This window comes from Escherichia sp. MOD1-EC5433, from assembly GCF_002966005.1.
GTDB lineage: Bacteria > Pseudomonadota > Gammaproteobacteria > Enterobacterales > Enterobacteriaceae > Escherichia > Escherichia ruysiae.
This window is the reverse complement of the sequence record NZ_PTRL01000001.1, coordinates 129,243-147,863: the sequence shown is the minus strand read 5'-3', so window position 1 is coordinate 147,863 and position 18,621 is coordinate 129,243. Positions and strand designations below refer to the sequence as shown.

The 18,621-nt window shown below is 45.0% G+C and carries 14 protein-coding genes; 10 read left to right on the top strand and 4 right to left on the bottom strand.

Annotated features, from left to right (window positions below):
* Nucleotides 1-5: 5 nt before the first annotated feature.
* Complete coding sequence (locus tag C3D30_RS00720) at nt 6-836, bottom strand: AraC family transcriptional regulator (RefSeq protein WP_105285906.1); 831 nt, start codon at nt 834-836, stop codon at nt 6-8.
* A 921-nt stretch (nt 837-1,757) separates the two neighbouring features.
* A complete protein-coding gene (locus C3D30_RS00710; RefSeq protein ID WP_123058511.1) occupies nt 1,758-5,603 on the bottom strand; it encodes a S6 family peptidase in 3,846 nt (1,281 codons plus the stop codon).
* Nucleotides 5,604-5,950: 347 nt separating this feature from the next.
* Between C3D30_RS00710 and C3D30_RS00705 the strand changes: the two genes are divergently transcribed.
* The 6 genes from C3D30_RS00705 (at nt 5,951) to C3D30_RS00680 (ending at nt 11,683) form a co-directional block, all read left to right on the top strand.
* Nucleotides 5,951-6,490, top strand: a complete 540-nt coding sequence (locus tag C3D30_RS00705) for a fimbrial protein (RefSeq protein WP_105286325.1) — start codon at nt 5,951-5,953, stop codon at nt 6,488-6,490.
* A 68-nt stretch (nt 6,491-6,558) separates the two neighbouring features.
* Nucleotides 6,559-8,916: a PefC/AfrB family outer membrane usher protein gene (gene pefC / locus C3D30_RS00700; RefSeq protein ID WP_105286324.1), complete on the top strand. Its 2,358-nt coding sequence runs from the start codon at nt 6,559-6,561 to the stop codon at nt 8,914-8,916.
* On the top strand, nt 8,909-9,610 hold the full coding sequence (locus tag C3D30_RS00695; RefSeq protein WP_105286323.1) for a fimbrial chaperone: 702 nt from the start codon (nt 8,909-8,911) through the stop codon (nt 9,608-9,610). Before pefC ends, C3D30_RS00695 begins: the two co-directional genes overlap by 8 nt.
* 19 nt (nt 9,611-9,629) lie before the next feature.
* Nucleotides 9,630-10,637, top strand: coding sequence for a fimbrial protein (locus tag C3D30_RS00690; protein WP_105286322.1), 1,008 nt, complete (start codon nt 9,630-9,632; stop codon nt 10,635-10,637).
* Between the two features lie 94 nt (nt 10,638-10,731).
* Entirely contained in the window at nt 10,732-11,172 is a 441-nt protein-coding gene (locus tag C3D30_RS00685; RefSeq protein WP_105286321.1) for a fimbrial protein, read from the top strand.
* The gene (locus C3D30_RS00680; protein ID WP_105286320.1) at nt 11,165-11,683 is read left to right on the top strand and encodes a fimbrial protein; all 519 of its coding nucleotides are present in this window, start codon (nt 11,165-11,167) and stop codon (nt 11,681-11,683) included. Before C3D30_RS00685 ends, C3D30_RS00680 begins: the two co-directional genes overlap by 8 nt.
* A 228-nt stretch (nt 11,684-11,911) precedes the next feature.
* On the opposite strand, the gene C3D30_RS00675 is transcribed toward C3D30_RS00680, so the two are convergent.
* On the bottom strand, nt 11,912-12,184 hold the full coding sequence (locus C3D30_RS00675) for a GNAT family N-acetyltransferase (protein ID WP_000405640.1): 273 nt from the start codon (nt 12,182-12,184) through the stop codon (nt 11,912-11,914).
* A gap of 11 nt (nt 12,185-12,195) precedes the next feature.
* Entirely contained in the window at nt 12,196-12,426 is a 231-nt protein-coding gene (yjdI, locus tag C3D30_RS00670; protein ID WP_000371865.1) for a 4Fe-4S mono-cluster protein YjdI, read from the bottom strand.
* A gap of 178 nt (nt 12,427-12,604) precedes the next feature.
* On the opposite strand from yjdI, the gene C3D30_RS00665 reads away from it, so the two are divergent.
* The 4 genes from C3D30_RS00665 (at nt 12,605) to fumB (ending at nt 18,587) form a co-directional block, all read left to right on the top strand.
* Nucleotides 12,605-14,236: a sensor histidine kinase gene (locus tag C3D30_RS00665; RefSeq protein ID WP_016159910.1), complete on the top strand. Its 1,632-nt coding sequence runs from the start codon at nt 12,605-12,607 to the stop codon at nt 14,234-14,236.
* Complete coding sequence (dcuR, locus tag C3D30_RS00660; protein WP_021551520.1) at nt 14,233-14,952, top strand: two-component system response regulator DcuR; 720 nt, start codon at nt 14,233-14,235, stop codon at nt 14,950-14,952. Before C3D30_RS00665 ends, dcuR begins: the two co-directional genes overlap by 4 nt.
* Nucleotides 14,953-15,522: 570 nt before the next feature.
* Nucleotides 15,523-16,863, top strand: coding sequence for an anaerobic C4-dicarboxylate transporter DcuB (gene dcuB, locus C3D30_RS00655; RefSeq protein ID WP_000899528.1), 1,341 nt, complete (start codon nt 15,523-15,525; stop codon nt 16,861-16,863).
* A gap of 77 nt (nt 16,864-16,940) precedes the next feature.
* Nucleotides 16,941-18,587 carry a class I fumarate hydratase gene (gene fumB / locus C3D30_RS00650; protein ID WP_000066142.1) on the top strand — a complete coding sequence of 549 codons (1,647 nt, stop codon included), beginning with the start codon at nt 16,941-16,943 and terminating at the stop codon, nt 18,585-18,587.
* The last annotated feature ends 34 nt before the right edge of the window (nt 18,588-18,621 follow it).

Below are 18,621 nucleotides of genomic sequence, written 5' to 3'. Positions count from 1 at the left end.
ACTCATCATGACTGTTTTTTGACTTTCAAAGAAAATTGTTTCGGCGTAATGCCAAAGAACTCTTTAAAGTTACGAATAAAATAAGACGTACTGGTATAACCCACTTCATTGGCAATACTGTTTATATGCTTTTCGGTAGTCGTGATGAGTTTAGCCGCCTGATGCATGCGGATATCCAACACCAGCGAATTAAAATTATTACTCTCTTTCTCAAGCTTCTTACGAATCGACACCGCCGACATATGCAAAATGCCTGCAAGATCCACCAGCTTCCACGATTTTGTGAGATCGGCTTCAATGATTGTCTTTAATCGCTCAGTAAAGGTAGTATCCGTTGATACCGACAGAGAATAAACTAACGATTCAATGTCCCTGATTTTAGAAAGAAGATAAGTAATCTTATAAACTTGTCTGTGTTGAGGAACGTCACTCCCAATTAATCGTTTGAATATTTTAATATCTGTTTCATCAACAGAACAGGTGAATATTTTACGTCGCATCTGGCTGACATTTTGCGGTTCCAACAAAAGCGGCTCCATCACCTTACAGATACAACTGAGCACATCACTGTCAATGTGATAGATCTCGTAGGGTACACCTTGGCCTAATACTTTTAATGCAACATCAATCACTGTGTTTTTTTCGACATAACAAAGTGATTCAGGGGGTACATTAAAGGATTGCCCATCTTTCGTTTTTACAAGCAGTTGTGCATCGTGCAAATAAATAATAGCACAGTTGTAAAAGCGAATTTTCTTCAGCACTAACACATTGTTATGCGCATAACTTTCCTTAACCGGGAAAGTAAGGTTACTTAAAGCACTTTGACTATTCATACAGTCACCCCATGCTTTATATGCATATAATTTCACGGGTTATCAGCCATGTAAACTCGGAATTTTTTATTTATCGAAATATCTTATAATTTTAATTATTCATTTTTTAACTATACATCTCTTTAAAATACAAAGCATTACAAACTGGCCTTGTCGTGATTATTAACAATTTTAATATTTCAAAAAGAAAACAATACGTAAATGCAGCAATAACACATTTGGCAAAAGAAAAGAATTTTTAAGTAAGACTGGAAGCTTTCTGGTGGACTCCGCACCCAGTTTTAGTTTTATCGAACGTATTTTATAATAAATACTGTACTCTTTGAGCTGTGTTATCGTCGCTATCTCTCTAATTTTCTTCCTCTTAAAAAAATACAAATAGACTATTTTCCTCTCATCCTCCGTAAAGTTGTTAAACACCGAAACAGGCGAGGGACTACGACTCTCAAAAACACATAGTTTCTTCTGCCTCCAGGATATTTGCTCAAGGTATAAACATATGACTGGGTGTTTCTCCATAAGAAAGCAATAAGAGAAGTAATCATCCCTGTCGCAAATCAGGTAGACTTTACGATATTTATTACGCATCTCTTTGGCTGAATCAACATCTCTGTACTCGAAACATTTAATATCTGAATTATCGTCAGAGAGCAATGACAACCCATAATTAAAAAATGTATTTTTACTTGCCAACAAAAAAGCAACAGGCATAAGAACCCTTATTCATAAAATATATTAGGCGCCTTAACTAAAAGTGACTATAATGTATAGAAACGTCAAAAACCATCCTAAAAAATAACGCTATGCGATAAAATTATGTTAACCCAAAATGGTTGTAAATACATTTAATTCTCACTTACAATTAATTTATTAAAAAGTCTGAACTATCCGCTCAGACTTTTATGTTCTTAAAAATCAAAATCAGAATGAATAACGGACATTGGCATTAATTGCCTTATCAATATCGTAATGACCGAAAGCTGAACGCTCTACATTGAGACTAATCCTGGTGTTTTCTTTAATTTCAGCATTGACACCTAAATTAAAATTTACACGGCTATCTTTACCGTTTCTGATAGATGTTTCCCCGGCAAGATCACGAACGACCGTTTTCTCAGGATTAAACAGGTCATACTGATAATGAACGCCCGCTAGCGCAGTCAGCTTATAGTCTCCACCTGTAAAGGTTTTACCGATTTCAACGCCAGTACGACCAATCAATGGGTTCTCCTGTTTACGCTGCATACTGATGTCATAACCTTCAGACTGCCAGGCAAAACGGTTTCCTGACACCGCGCCATAGACCAGTTCCGTCTGCGGCTCGATAAATGCCTCTCCCGGAAGCGAGAAGCGCCAGCCCGTTTCCGTACCCAGATACCAGGAGTGCGAGCTGTAATCCTGCTCCGACATCGATACTTCCGTTGCCGAGTAGTGGTTGTCGTGGCGAACATACTTACCGATCACATCTATATACAGCCCGGAATCAAACATTGTGGACGCATAGAGACCAATACCGGCTGATTTCGTCTGACCGGACCAGCCTGTGCCATGACTATTACTGTTAGTGAATGTTGCTGTCACACCGGTAAACAGAGAGCCACCGTTAAATGACTGTTTTCTGTCAGCCCCTATCTGCAGGTGCGTCCAGCTGTTGGAATAACCCGCATCTGCGGACCCCGTACCACTATAGATGCGCGCCCATGTGCCAGTATCTCCATGAGTATTACGCAGATCACCCATACGGTAGTTCAGATTGTTCATTTCCGTCAGGAAGCTTTTATATCCGACGTCCATTACGGATTTACCTGCCTGAAGCGCCGCTTTATCCTGCTGAACGTCAAATCCTTCCAACTGCCATTGCTTGCTGTTCTCCGTTTCCACCATACTCAGTTGCGGTGTATAGGTATGGAAACCCGTACGTTGTGTGATTGGCTTTAACATAAACACATCGCTTTCCGTGGCTTTCGGCGCGTTGACCAGTGGGAGAGTTGAAGTTGCTTCGCTGGCAGCAGAAAGCTTCGGTACAACAACCAGCGAGTTATTTTTCCCATTCAGCGACTGATTAACCGTTACCGTATCCGCTGTTTTACCGTTGGTATTGATGATGAACATGCTGTTATTGGCAGTCAGAGTATCCACATTCAGCGCACCGGCGGTGCCGGCATTGCTGAAGCTCACTTGCGACCCCTTCAGCTCGAGGGATTTCACAGCAGACTGACCCTCTGCCCGCCAGAGGGTATTCGTCATCATCACACGTGCCAGTGGCGCACTCAGGTTGCCACTATAAGCTGTGAACAGATTCTGATCGGCTTTATTCGTTACACCAAAATTCAAACTAGCAGCATCATTTGCCTGAATATTACCTGCCATTACGCTACCCGCGCCGGCATTCAGCGTTGAGCCCTGCCCGATAAAGCTCCAGCGCCCGGCGGTGTACTTTCCGGATAACATTGAAAGTGTTGACCCCGAACCGGCTGTCACTTCTCCGTCAGAGATCAGCCCCGATGTCGCCGTCAGATTCGCGCCATCCGCCAGCGCGAGTGCTGAGCGGGTGAAACGACTGAACACATTGAGGGTGGCATCGCCAGAGGTCACGGTCGTCGTACTGTCAGTGCTCTCTATACCGCCAGAAAAATGTTCATTAATAGTAAGCGTGGAACCATTTTTCAACGTTACCAGCCCGTTGAACCGGCTCTGGTCAGTCTCAGTTGTCGCTTTTGACTGACCCAGTGAGGGCGTAGTTTGTACACCATTCCCGTCATTAATATCGATGTAGAGATCTTCACTACCCAACGTCACGGTGGAGTGGTTCGCATTGATGTTCGTGCTGAGACTGGCGTTTCTCGCCAGGTCGAACGCTGCATTATTCAGGTTAAGCTGCTGCATACTGAAATGTCGTGTTTCCCAGTCATCCTGAGTAAAAGACACGGGCTGAGTCAGTACAGAATTGTCGCCAAGCGTCTTAAGTTTATCTGCCACGGCCTGAGTACTGACAGCATGAATAACTGGATGCCCCTGAATAAACAACCGGCCATTTTCTTGGGTGAAGCTTCCCTGCGTGTTCACTCCGCCATCCATTACAAAGTCGTTCTGCGTTCCGGGCGTAACGGTATTATTAACATCAATATTGCCTGTGAAGTGACCGTGCCAGATGTTAGCAACTGCCGTCGTGGCATCTGCCTTGTTAAAATCCAGATTCACCGAGGCCTGCGCTCCACTGTTAGTCAGCACTGCGCCTTCATCTGCGCCGTTGAGCTTATGGAAGGTGAGGTTGTTACCGTTGATATCGAGCTTACCGCCGCGGTAACCCCACTTCACATTGTCGGGATTCACCTGCTTAGCATCACTCAGTACCACCGTTGGCCTGCCGCTGACAATGCTGACATTTTCAAAGGCCTGAACGTTGCCATTGCTGTCAGGTCGTTGCGCCAGGATGACCGTCCCCTCACCGACATTCAGTCCACCTGGATTAAGGCCCGTACCGTTCACTTTCAGTGTTCCGGTTCCAAGCTTATGCAGGTTATCGCTCTGAACACCGTTCACCTGCCAGTCAACGGTACTATCGCCATTAATAATGATCCCGCCGCCTTTCCAGGTCTGAGAATCGAGGGGCTTAATACTATAATCATCATTAAACGTCAGCGTTCCCGCTCCCTGATCAACGGTGTTTTCTAACACCACAGAACCACCACTCTGGAAGGTGAGATCTTTACCACTGTTTAATGAAGCAGGTGACGTTGGGCCAGAATTGCCATGCATTGACCAGGAGGTCGCGCCCTGGGTTAATGTGCCGACCCCCGTCGTTTCATCATATGACCAGTGAATATCGCCTCTACTTTGTTGTGAATTGACCGGGGCATCAGCATCCTGCTTCATGATATTGTCAACGTAGCTAACGGGAACTATCGTATACCAGTTAGTTCTCCCGGTGACCTTCCTGTCCGCGGCATGTAGTACAGCCAAGACAACCCATTTGTTTTGTTGTGCATCCCAGGCAAAAAGCGGGGATCCACTGTCACCTGCCATCCCCCAGGAAGTGAGAGGCGAATTATCTATATTGGTCGTAAAACGTAAGTTTGAAGAAAAAGGCGGATTAACTATTCCTCCCGTTTTGTAGGCATACCCACCGGCAATACGGACAGGATTGCCATCTTTATCCATTACATATTGCGTGCCTGTACCGACACGGTAGAAAACGGGGAAACGCTCTTGATTCTGATATGTGCCATTTGCAGTTCCGGCATTGGTTATATCAAGCGGAATAACCTCAGTTACGATTTTGTTCAGCCGAGGCAAATGAAAGTCTAACCCCCCCTGGTAGTTATTTCGACTTACCAACGTATAATTCGTGTCATCTCCATAACCAAATCTTACATTTTTATATCCTGTATTATGTTTTACACTCACGATATATTGTGGAAAGGCCAATGTTGCAAAACCCGTTCTTGCATTGGAACTGAAGTCGATCATGGGTGCCTTATCTAACGTAGCAACGACTTTCCCAGATTTATCATACAATGGGATATCCATCGCACCAGGCTTGAAAAGTCCTTTATTTTCAGAAAAATCACGATAAGTCTGATAGGGTATATCATAAACCGCTCTGGAAGCGGTTGATTCGGCGGAATATAACACCCCAAACATACTGACTAAAAGGATACTCAGTGATATTCGTGAGGTGGCTCGTTTTCTTATACCCTCACTAACTTCTGAAACGACAACCACCTCGCCTTTGCTGTTCTTTTTTATTGCATATATTTTATTCATGTCATTCCCCGGGAATTACCTGCTTAAATAACAAACAGTCAAGCAACCAACGGCATCAGTCAATAAATAAATTAGTGGTTTGCTATTTTTTTATCTCGAAAAGACACCCTGAAAATAAACTAATAATAGCACTGTTTATTTTTCCCTTTACCTCAAAATAAAAAAAATATCACCAAAAATAAAATCAACATAAGCAATTACACCATGAATAAAAAAAAGAGATACAAAAGTAACAATCACTCATTTTAAGGTTTGCCTATAAATTTTCAGGGCAATATATTCTGTATCGCTCATTAAGATGGTTATGAGCTGACTTAAGAATTAAGCCTATTATTATGGAGTATAAAATGAAAAAACTGATTTTAGGTTCGGCAATTTTGGCAATTCTGGGTGTAGCGTCTAATGCTATGGCTGCGCCAAACACGGGGACCGTAAACTTTACGGGTAGTGTTTCTACTGCTACTTGTGAGTTTTCTGTGAAAGATAGCGCAGGCGGAAATATGACTAATGTTAATTTAGGTACATTGTCAACGGCGGCTACCGGTAATGGTACCCCCGTAGTATTTAAGCTGGTTCCTGCTGATAACGCATGTCTTGCTAAAACATCTGCAAATGTATCATGGTCTTCTCCGACTTTAAATGCTTCTGGTATTGCTAACTCTGCCGCTGGTGGAACAAATGCTTATCTGCAAGTTTCAGCAACAAATGCTACTCAAACAACTACTGCAGCACTTATTAAACAAGGTCAAACCTCATTCGATTATACTAATGCGAAAGGTCTGGCGTCATTTGATTACAGTGCTGTGCTTACCAAACCAGCAGCAGGTACTACCATGACGGCTGGTCCATTCAATGCATCTGCAAGCTATGTTGTAACCTATAAATAATTATCTTTTGATTAAAAGGGAGTGTTTACTCCCTTCTTAAATAAGTTACCCGTCGGCAAGGAATAAAAATGAAAATAAAAGTATTATGTGTCGCTATCATTTTTCATTTATGGTCGAATGAAATTCTTGCCGACGATTTTAACTATAGCTTTATCCGCGGCGGCAGCAAAGAGGTGCCCGTGGTGTTGAAAAACTCCGGGCAAAACATACCCGGAAAGTACGTTGTCGATCTGCTCTTTAATGGTTCTAAAACTGCGACCTCTGTAGATTTAGCGATCAGCAATGATGATGCAGAGCATATTTGTCTTTCTGATGAATGGTTGCAGGAAAAAGGCATTACTATCAATAAAGAATTTTATAAAGCGTATCTTAATCCGGCACGCAACTGCTATCTCATAGATAAAGAGAAGAACAGCCGAGTATTTTTTGATCCTTCCCTGCAAGAGTTGTCAATCGATATGCCGCAGGCGGGTTTTATCGATACCAAAAAAGAAGGCAACTCCTGGGATTATGGTAGTACCGGTTTTAAACTCGCCTATGATCTTAATACTTCAAAATCCAGCAACCAGGATCGGACAACATACGGTAACATTGAAGGCCAGATCAATATTGGCGAATGGGTCCTGCTTGGCAGGGGATACGCGTATAAAGGGGAAAAATTTCAGAGCAATAACCTGTTGTTAACACATGCAATTAAATCGATTAAATCAGATATTCTGATTGGCAAAACCCAGTCCTACAATACCCTGAATGACGGATTTACCTTTTATGGCGCACAGTTAAAGTCCAATCAGGATATGTATCCCTGGAACTCACAATCCTATGCCCCGGTTATCAACGGCATTGCCAGAACACATGCCCGCGTCACTGTCGAACAAGGCGGTTATACATTGAAATCGTTCGTGGTTCCGCCTGGTCCTTTTGTGATTAATGATCTGACAGGTGTGTATTCAGGCGATATTATTTTAAAGATCTATGAAGAAGATGGCACGGTCAAAGAACAACGCTTCCCGGTTGCTGTTCTGCCGAATTTATTGAAACCTGGCAATTATAATTACAATATTGCCATAGGTAGCAAAGTTGATCAGTACAGTGACAAGCGTGATGAGGACAGCTTATTCGCGCAAATGACCTATGATTACGGTTTTGTGCCCTTTACGCTCAATACATCTGCACTGGTGGACAAAAACTATACTAACGTTGGCCTGGGGTTCATCCGCTCCTTTGGCTGGTTTGGCGCAGTCGCGATGAGCGGCAATCTGTCGCAAGCCAAATATCATAATGGTAAAGCCATGAATGGTTTTAGCGCATCGGTAAAATATGCCCGCGCCTTAGGGGAAAACGCAAATTTACAGCTAATCGGTTATCGTTTTAACTCAGAGAATTATATTGATTATTCAGATTTCAACTATCGCTATTACAGCCTGTTAAACAACAGGCCTAAACAGCGGTATGAATCGATTATTACCTATCAATTACCAGAAATGAATGTCTTTTTAAATATGTCTGCCTGGAAGGAGGACTACTGGGATCGTTCCAGTGAGGTCGGTGCAAACTTAAATCTTAGCAAAAGCTTTAATAATATCTCGGTCTCTCTGAATGCCGGGTATTCCAGACTGCAAGGCATGGAAAACGATTATAACGCCGGGGTATCCCTTAGCGTGCCCTTTAGCGTGTTTGATAAATCGCACTATAGCTTCTCTGGTATAAACTATGATCGCCGTAACGGTACCAATTTCAACACCGGCGTTTCCGGAAGTATTAATTCACGTTTAAGCTATAACGCATCCATCAACCAGTCACGCAACACTACAGGAAGCGCAGTTTCTGCTTCTTATCTGTTTGATGGTGTGCAAACCTCGGCAAGCTATTCGCAAATGGGGAGCACGTCGAGTTCGTCATTCCAGGTTGGCGGCAGTATTATCGGAGTGCCTGATGCAGGTATCCTTTTTACCCCTGTGAAAAATGATGAAATTGCAGTTGTACAAATGGAAGATGTTCCTGGCGTTAGATTTAATGGTTCCATGCCTGGCGATAAAAAAGGACGCGCAGTGATACCGTTAACGGCGTATAACAATAACACCATCACGGTGAATGCGGACAATCTACCGCAGAGCGTTGAATTAATCGAAAACGCAATCAATGTAACGCCGACAGAAAACGCGATTATCTATAAAAAGGTGAAATACAGAAAAATCAACACCTATATTGTTAAAGTCATCAGCGGTAATGGTTTCGTTATTCCAATGGGGAGTATTGCTAAAAACGCGGAAAATCAGGAAATCGGCTACGTCAACAACGGCGGTATTTTATTAATGAATCTGGAAGAAAAAGATGAAGGGATAATTTCTGTCGGTGATTGCAAATTCGACTCTCGATCGCTGAAGAAAGATATGGGTAAAGTACAGGAGATTAAGTGTGGCTAAGAAAAATACACTACAGAAATTATTCACGTTCGCATCACTGTGTTTATTTACGGCATCAAGTCATGCGGCTTTCGTCCTTAACAGCACACGCTATGTTTTTGATGAAAAAAGAGAGAATATCTCTGTACAGGTTGATAACCAGTCTACTCAGGAATATGGCGGACAAATATGGATTGAAAATCAGGATCAGAACGATAAAAACGTCTATTTTGTGCCCAGCCCCACTTTTTTTAAAGTGACTGAACAACATAAACAAATTCTGCGTATCCTGAAAATTAATGATGCGCTTCCAAAGGACAAAGAATCGCTATTTTGGATCAACATCCAGGAGATCCCTAAAGCGCCGAAGGACGGTACTAATACCTTATCGATTGCGCTGCATACTCAGGTCAAAATGTTTTATCGTCCTGACACATTGAAAGAGAAAAGGGAAAACGCCGAGCAGAATATTAAGGCGATAAGCAGTGAGGGGAACACCGTTCTCTGGAACGACACCCCCTACTACTTTGCAATAATCAGTGTTAAACAAAATGGAACACCCATAAAAGTTAGCGAGGATATTAAAGATAAACTATCTGTGTTTGCTCCGGGTGAAAAAGTATCGCTGGGTAAGTCAGTCACCAGTAACAGCCTGAGTATTGTGGCATTCGATGATTATGGCGTTGATAAAGAGTATAAATTAAATAAATCCTGAAGCACATAAGGTTTTTGCTATGTATAGATCCATACTTGCTCTTTTATTTGCTTTTTTATCACTTAATTCTTTACCCGCCATGGCATCAAATTGTAGTGGAGGATCAATATATTTTAATACTGATCCCAGTGACCGTGGTTATTGGACTTCTGCTGGCTCTGGCTATACGCCAGCAAATAATGATCCATTGCTAATAATGCAAGTAACCGTACAAGGTGGAATGACTTGTGAGCCTGATTATATAGAGAATTCAACCAAGAAGAGTCAAATGCTCATGAGGATGACAGGTGGAGGAACTTGTAAAAACTCCACAACCATAACCACTTCCTATCCAGGAATTGAATGGAAACTTGAAGGTATGCAGTGTCAAGGTAATGATATTCGCTCTGACATTATCAAATCTGCTCCATGGGATGGAAACGTTACGTGGCCAGCAGGAACTGTTCTTGGTAAAGCCAAACTTATCGTGAACGATGAGTACTGGATGCAAAACACACAAACTGGTAGTTACAGCATTAATATCAAACCCCTATCCGTTGGAAATACTTTAGTGTATAGTCCAAATATATATGTCAGCAGCGCTTTTCCTGATGTGATTCCGTTTCGATTTCAGGATACTGCCACTTGTTCAATGAGTCTTTCTACAGAGAATTTAGATTTTGGTAGATTAACGCCAAGTGATGTCAATAATAACTCTTTATATAAAGAGTTATCAGTCTATTACTCATGTAAAAATAAAGCTCTTATTAATGGGTTATATGTTCGCTTTGACCCGGAGAACGTGGTTGACGCAGCAAATGGGTTGTTTAGTGCCAGTGATAGTAATGGACGAAAATTAAACTTCCAAATAACCAGACAGTATGGGAATTTATACACCATTCCCCTTAATGCGAATTATAAAATATTTGATCCATACAAATATAATCTTGATGCTACTGCAACATTCAGAATTAACGTCAAGCCTTCAACACCGTTTCCTGTCGGGAAGGTTTCAACGTACCTGAATGTTTCGCTAATCTACAGATAGGCTGAATGACGTTATGCATAGATGGCTACTATTTTTTTTGATACTTTTTTCATTTCACGACGCCTCTGCGTCGAAATCAGTACAGAAGAGAGTGATGATAAACGCCGAGTTAGCCGTAAATACGTGTGCATTGTCACTCTCTCCGGCAAACCTTAACTTTCAACAGGTCAGCTTTAGTCAGTTTGAAAATAGCGCAACAACGGCTCAGACCGTCGATTTGAATATTTCCTGCAGTTGGCCTGCAACGGGGATCTCCATAAAATTTTCGCCAGCCGCTGGCGTTGCTGCGAGCAGCACCAGTCTGATGAAAACGGGTTTATCTGGCGTTGGGCTTGCGTTGTCATGGAAAAATGCAACCGGTACGGATTTTGCGCCGCTTGAATTGAATAAGCCTTTTGCACCTGCATCGACGGCATTAAGTAAAAATAGTGAAACGCTTGGCCAGTTTCAGCTTTTACCCAAACAAATTCCCGGTGAAACGCTCCAGGCAGGGAATGTTAATACCAGTTTGACGGTCGAGGTGACCTATGATTGACAAGCGTTGTCTCCTTTTTCCCTTGCTTATGGGACTCTTAAGCGCATCCACACCGTTGGCGGGTTATGCTGCGCAAACAGCAAACGTTAGCTTACCCATCAACATGACCGTGACCAATCCACAATGTCAGATCAATAATGGAACTGGTCTGCCTGAAAATGTTCAGCTTCCCCTTATAACGACATCAGGCGCTTTATTAGGTGACAATAATGTTGAAGTCCCAATTTTAATAAATTGCTTAAGTAATATTACCAAATTTGAAGTGACGTTTACTGGAGGCAATAACTCTAAAATCACGACCTCCAACAATATGGTAGATCTTACGCTGTCATGGAAAAAAGGCGGGGGAGCCGTTACATTTGGCTCACCGGTTGAGTTGAGTAAAGCCCCTTTTCTTGTGAGTCCAAAACAGTTTGACGGAAGCTTACTGGTCAGAGTTTCACCACGTACAGGGACGATTCCTGCTGGAAGTTACACCGCCAGTTTGCCGGTTACATTTACCTATTATTGAGATGGTGCCGGGGAACGCTCCCCCGGCTTTTAACCAGGTTAATCAAACACACCGTTAATAATTGCGGTTACCACTGAGGTACTCAACCAATCAGTACCAGATTATCCCCTATGATCATCATGATAGAAGAAATCTTCGATTTCGAGTCCGGGCACCACTAATTCCTGAGAACCCGCCTACAAGGCGGGTTTTTGCTTTTGGGAATACGTCCTTCCTGCCTTCGCCCCATCAACTGCGAATATCATCATACTCACGCGTTTTATCAAATTCGTGTTTCGCAAACGGGCACAGTGGGATAATTTTCCGTTTTTCCTGGCGCATTTTTTCCACGACTTTCGCTACCAGCTGTTTACCAATCCCCTGCCCTTTCAGGCTTTCATCAACATCGGTATGTTCAATAATCGCTAAATTCTCTCCAGTCGGCACAAAGACAATTTCAGCTATTTGATTTCCCTGCGCATCATTGATGTAAAATTTATTATGACCCTCACGTATTTCCATTTTCCCCTCACTTATTTATGACGGTATTTCAGTGCACCGCTGGGACATGTATCAATAACATTCACGACGGTGGCGACGTCTACTTCATCCGGCATGATCCACGGCTTACGTTTGAGATTAAACAGTTTGCTATTACCGCGAACACAATTACCGGAATGCTGACATATTGCGGTGTTGAAATAGACATCGACCTTTTCGCCGGTATAGCAGCGATAACCAACATCCAGTAGTTCCTGATCCATGACCTTCTCTCCCTCATAAGTATGGTTTTCGCTATAAGCATAGCTCCCGAATCGCCAGACGACACCGGAAGTTTCAGTTACCAAATCCGCTTCCCCGGATGGCCAATCCCCTTACTCCCTTTGAATTACCCGCAGCATCAGAGATAATGCTTAGGAAATTTGTCATACAAGGAAGCTGATGAGACATTCACTGCCCTGCCGCATGTTACGCAAACGTCCGATGAAACTCAGTACCACGGTGATCTTAATGGTCAGCGCAGTGCTGTTCTCGGTGCTGCTGGTAGTGCATCTGGTTTACTTCTCGCAAATCAGCGATATGACGCGTGACGGGCTGGCTAACAAGGCGCTGGCCGTGGCGCGTACCCTTGCCGACTCGCCAGAAATTCGTCAGGGCTTGCAGAAAAAACCGCAGGAGAGCGGTATCCAGGACATCGCCGAAGCTGTACGCAAACGCAACGATCTGCTGTTTATTGTCGTTACCAATATGCAAAGCCTTCGCTACTCGCACCCTGAAACCCAACGCATTGGTCAGCTCTTTAAAGGGGACGACATCCTGAAGGCGCTCAACGGCGAGGAAAATGTCGCGATTAATCGCGGTTTTCTGGCACAGGCTTTACGCGTATTTACCCCTATCTACGACGAAAATCATAAGCAGATCGGCGTGGTGGCGATTGGTCTGGAGCTAAGCCGCGTAACGCAGCAGATCAATGACAGTCGCTGGAGCATTATCTGGTCAATTTTATTCGGTGTGCTGGTTGGCGGGCTGGGTACATGGATTTTAGTCAAAGTACTTAAGCGCATCCTGTTCGGCCTGGAGCCTTACGAAATCTCAACTCTGTTTGAGCAACGCCAGGCAATGCTGCAATCAATCAAGGAAGGTGTCGTTGCCGTAGACGCGCGCGGCGAGGTCACACTCATCAATGATGCTGCGCAAGAACTGCTTAATTATCACAAATCCCAGGATGACGAAAAGCTATCGACACTGAGTCAGGCATGGTCGCAGGTGGTGGATGTCTCGGAAGTATTACGTGACGGCACGCCGCGACGAGATGAAGAGGTTACCGTCAAAGATCGGCTATTACTCATCAACACCGTACCCGTACGCAGCAATGGCGTTATCATCGGAGCCATCTCCACCTTCAGGGACAAAACGGAAGTTCGTAAACTAATGCAACGGTTGGATGGGCTGGTCAACTATGCCGACGCACTTCGTGAACGCTCCCACGAATTTATGAACAAATTACACGTGATTCTCGGATTATTACATCTGAAGAGTTATAAGCAGTTGGAAGATTACATTCTAAAAACAGCCAACAACTATCAGGAAGAGATTGGCTCTTTGCTGGGTAAAATCAAATCTCCGGTTATCGCTGGTTTTTTAATCAGCAAGATTAACCGCGCGACCGATTTAGGCCATACGCTGATATTAAATAGTGAGAGCCAGTTGCCAGACAGCGGTAGTGAAGATCAAGTCGCAACGTTAATTACCGCACTGGGAAATCTGATAGAAAACGCGCTGGAGGCATTAGGGCAAGAACCCGGTGGTGAAATCAGCGTTACGTTGCACTACCGTCACGGCTGGCTGCACTGTGAAATTAACGATGATGGTCCGGGAATTTCCCCCGACAAAATCGATCACATTTTTGAAAAAGGTGTCTCGACAAAAGGAAGTGAACGAGGCGTCGGTCTGGCACTTGTCAAACAACAGGTTGAAAATCTCGGCGGCAGCATTGCCGTGGAATCGGAACCCGGGATTTTCACACAATTTTTTGTCCAGTTACCCTGGGATGGGGAGAGGTCGAGCAAATGATCAATGTATTAATTATCGATGACGACGCAATGGTGGCGGAGTTGAATCGCCGATACGTGGCGCAGATCCCTGGTTTTCAATGCTGCGGAACAGCCTCGACACTGGAGAAAGCCAAAGAGATTATCTTCAACAACGAAACGCCTATCGACCTGATCTTGCTCGATATCTATATGCAAAAAGAAAACGGGCTCGATTTACTGCCTGTCCTGCACAACGCTCGATGCAAAAGCGATGTGATTGTCATCTCCTCGGCTGCTGATGCCGCAACCATTAAGGATTCTCTGCATTATGGCGTCGTTGATTATCTCATCAAACCGTTCCAGGCATCACGTTTTGAAGAGGCACTCATCGGCTGGCGACAAAAGAAAATGGCGCTAGAGAAACATCAATACTATGACCAGACCGAACTGGATCAGCTAATTCATGGCAACTCATCTAACGAACAGGATACCCGCCGACTGCCGAAAGGCTTAACGCCGCAGACTTTACGCACGCTGTGCCAGTGGATTGACGCTCACCAGGACTATGAATTTTCAACCGACGAGCTGGCCAACGAGGTTAACATCTCTCGCGTTTCCTGCCGCAAATATCTGATCTGGCTAGTAAATTGTCACATCTTAGTTACCAGTATCCATTATGGCGTCACCGGTCGTCCGGTTTATCGCTACCGTATTCAGGCAGAGCATTACTCATTACTGAAGCAATATTGCCAATAACGCGTTATTAGTTATCTGGAAGTAACAATTATTGCAGTAATGCAAACCAGCACTGGCACAAGTTACATCAGCCATCAGTAAAACTTGTGCCAGATCAAATATAATTATCCCTCTTCATCCCCTGCGAATTAATATCAATTCGGATAAATAGAGTTTTTAATTTCAAAACGCTAACAAAAGTTAATTAACTATTATGTCACCCGTATTATGTGTATTTTTACCCACAAATAGGTAGATCAGAATAATCTATAAACTTGATGATATCTGTCTGTAGAACAAAAATTATACCAATAAATATCAACAAGATAGAGCAAAACAGATCTTTAACATCTGCGAAACACAAACTATAACCCCATCGCCAGAGAGTATTTTCCTCTGAAAAAGTCACTTATCACAGTGCATAAATTTACCGCTGTCTGAATCAGCCAATATTCACTGTGAAGTATTTACTCAAGCCAGTAACGACCAAACAGATATTTAGTCAGTCTCTGATAACAGTTCATCCAAAACAGAATGTGGCTGTGATCTATTTGGCAAGAATTTAAATGGGATTATCGCGAGGGTTTACACATGTTATTTACCATCCAACTTATCATAATACTGATATGTCTGTTTTATGGTGCCCGAAAGGGCGGTATCGCGCTGGGTTTATTAGGCGGTATCGGCCTGGTCATTCTGGTATTCGTCTTCCATCTTCAGCCGGGTAAACCACCGGTTGATGTCATGCTGGTTATCATTGCGGTGGTGGCGGCATCGGCGACCCTGCAAGCCTCTGGCGGCCTGGATGTTATGCTGCAAATTGCCGAAAAACTGCTGCGTCGCAATCCGAAATATGTTTCCATCGTCGCACCATTTGTCACCTGTACGCTGACCATTCTTTGCGGTACGGGTCACGTGGTTTACACCATCCTGCCGATCATCTACGACGTTGCGATTAAGAACAACATCCGTCCGGAACGCCCAATGGCGGCGAGCTCTATCGGCGCGCAGATGGGGATTATCGCCAGTCCGGTGTCGGTTGCCGTTGTATCGCTGGTCGCAATGCTGGGGAACGTAACCTTTGATGGTCGTCACCTTGAGTTCCTCGACCTGCTTGCGATTACCATCCCCTCTACCTTGTTAGGTATCCTGGCGATCGGTATTTTCAGTTGGTTCCGTGGTAAAGATCTGGACAAAGACGAAGAGTTCCAGAAATTCATCTCCGTACCAGAAAACCGTGAGTACGTTTACGGTGACACTGCCACGCTGCTGGATAAAAAACTGCCGAAAAGCAACTGGCTGGCAATGTGGATCTTCCTCGGGGCAATCGCGGTGGTCGCACTTCTTGGTGCTGATTCTGACCTGCGTCCGTCTTTTGGCGGCAAACCGCTGTCGATGGTACTGGTTATCCAGATGTTTATGCTGTTGACCGGGGCGCTGATTATTATCCTGACCAAAACCAATCCCGCGTCCATCTCAAAAAATGAAGTCTTCCGTTCCGGTATGATTGCCATCGTGGCGGTATACGGTATCGCGTGGATGGCGGAAACCATGTTCGGTGCGCATATGTCTGAAATTCAGGGCGTACTGGGCGAAATGGTGAAAGAGTATCCGTGGGCTTATGCCATTGTTCTATTGCTGGTCTCCAAGTTTGTTAACTCCCAGGCCGCTGCACTGGCAGCAATTGTTCCGGTTGCACTGGCGATTGGCGTTGACCCGGCATACATCGTGGCTTCAGCACCGGCTTGCTATGGTTATTACATCCTGCCGACCTATCCGAGCGATCTGGCAGCGATTCAGTTTGACCGTTCCGGAACCACCCACATCGGCCGCTTCGTCATCAACCACAGCTTTATTTTGCCAGGGTTGATTGGTGTGAGCGTATCGTGCGTCTTCGGCTGGATCTTCGCTGCGATGTACGGGTTCTTGTAATTGCACTCTGCGTGCTGCCCGTCGCTGTGCGGCACGCCATTTTCGTATAACAAATACAGAGTTACAGGCTGGAAGCTATGTCAAATAAAGAGTTTATTTATCAGGCGCCTTTCCCGATGGGGAAAGACAATACCGAGTACTATCTGCTCACATCCGATTACGTTAGTGTTGCCGAATTTAACGGCGAAACCATCCTGAAGGTGGAACCTGAAGCCCTGACCTTGCTGGCGCAGCAAGCCTTCCATGACGCTTCTTTCATGCTCCGCCCGGCACACCAGCAACAGGTAGCTTCTATTCTTCACGACCCTGAAGCCAGTGAAAACGATAAGTATGTGGCGCTGCAATTCTTGAGAAACTCAGAAATCGCCGCCAAAGGTGTATTGCCGACCTGCCAGGATACCGGCACCGCCATCATCGTCGGTAAAAAAGGTCAGCGAGTGTGGACCGGCGGCGGTGATGAAGAAGCCTTGTCAAAAGGTGTCTATAACACTTATATCGAAGATAACCTGCGCTATTCACAAAACGCACCGCTGGACATGTACAAAGAGGTCAACACCGGCACTAACCTGCCTGCGCAAATCGACCTGTACGCGGTAGATGGCGACGAGTACAAATTCCTCTGCGTTGCCAAAGGCGGCGGTTCTGCCAACAAAACGTATCTCTATCAGGAAACCAAAGCCCTGCTGACTCCGGGTAAACTGAAAAACTTCCTCGTTGAGAAAATGCGTACCCTCGGCACCGCAGCCTGCCCGCCGTACCATATCGCGTTTGTGATTGGCGGCACGTCTGCGGAAACCAACCTGAAAACCGTCAAGTTGGCAAGTGCTCACTATTACGATGAGCTGCCGACTGAAGGGAACGAACACGGTCAGGCGTTCCGCGATGTTCAGTTAGAACAAGAACTGCTGGAAGAGGCTCAGAAGCTCGGCCTCGGCGCGCAGTTTGGCGGTAAATACTTCGCTCACGACATCCGCGTAATCCGCCTGCCGCGTCACGGCGCATCCTGCCCGGTGGGTATGGGCGTCTCCTGCTCCGCTGACCGCAACATTAAAGCGAAAATTAACCGCGAAGGTATCTGGATAGAAAAACTGGAACACAACCCAGGTCAGTATATTCCTGAAGAGCTGCGTCAGGCGGGTGAAGGCGAAGCGGTGAAAGTCGATCTCAACCGTCCGATGAAAGAGATCCTCGCCCAGCTTTCGCAGTATCCGGTATCCACCCGCTTGTCACTCACCGGCACAATTATCGTCGGTCGTGATATTGCGCACGCCAAGCTGAAAGAATTGATCGACGCCGGTAAAGAACTGCCGCAGTACATCAAAGATCACCCGATCTACTACGCAGGTCCGGCAAAAACGCCAGCCGGTTATCCATCGGGTTCTTTAGGCCCAACCACCGCAGGCCGTATGGACTCTTACGTAGATCTGCTGCAATCCCACGGCGGCAGCATGATCATGCTGGCGAAAGGTAACCGCAGTCAGCAAGTCACCGACGCATGTCATAAACACGGCGGCTTCTACCTCGGCAGCATTGGCGGCCCGGCGGCAGTGCTGGCACAGCAGAGCATTAAGCATCTGGAATGTGTCGCTTATCCGGAACTGGGTATGGAAGCTATCTGGAAAATCGAAGTAGAAGATTTCCCGGCGTTTATCCTGGTCGATGACAAAGGCAACGACTTCTTCCAGCAAATCGTCAACAAACAGTGCGCGAACTGCACTAAGTAACTTCTTTGGCCCAGCGCCTGGCGGCATACTGCCA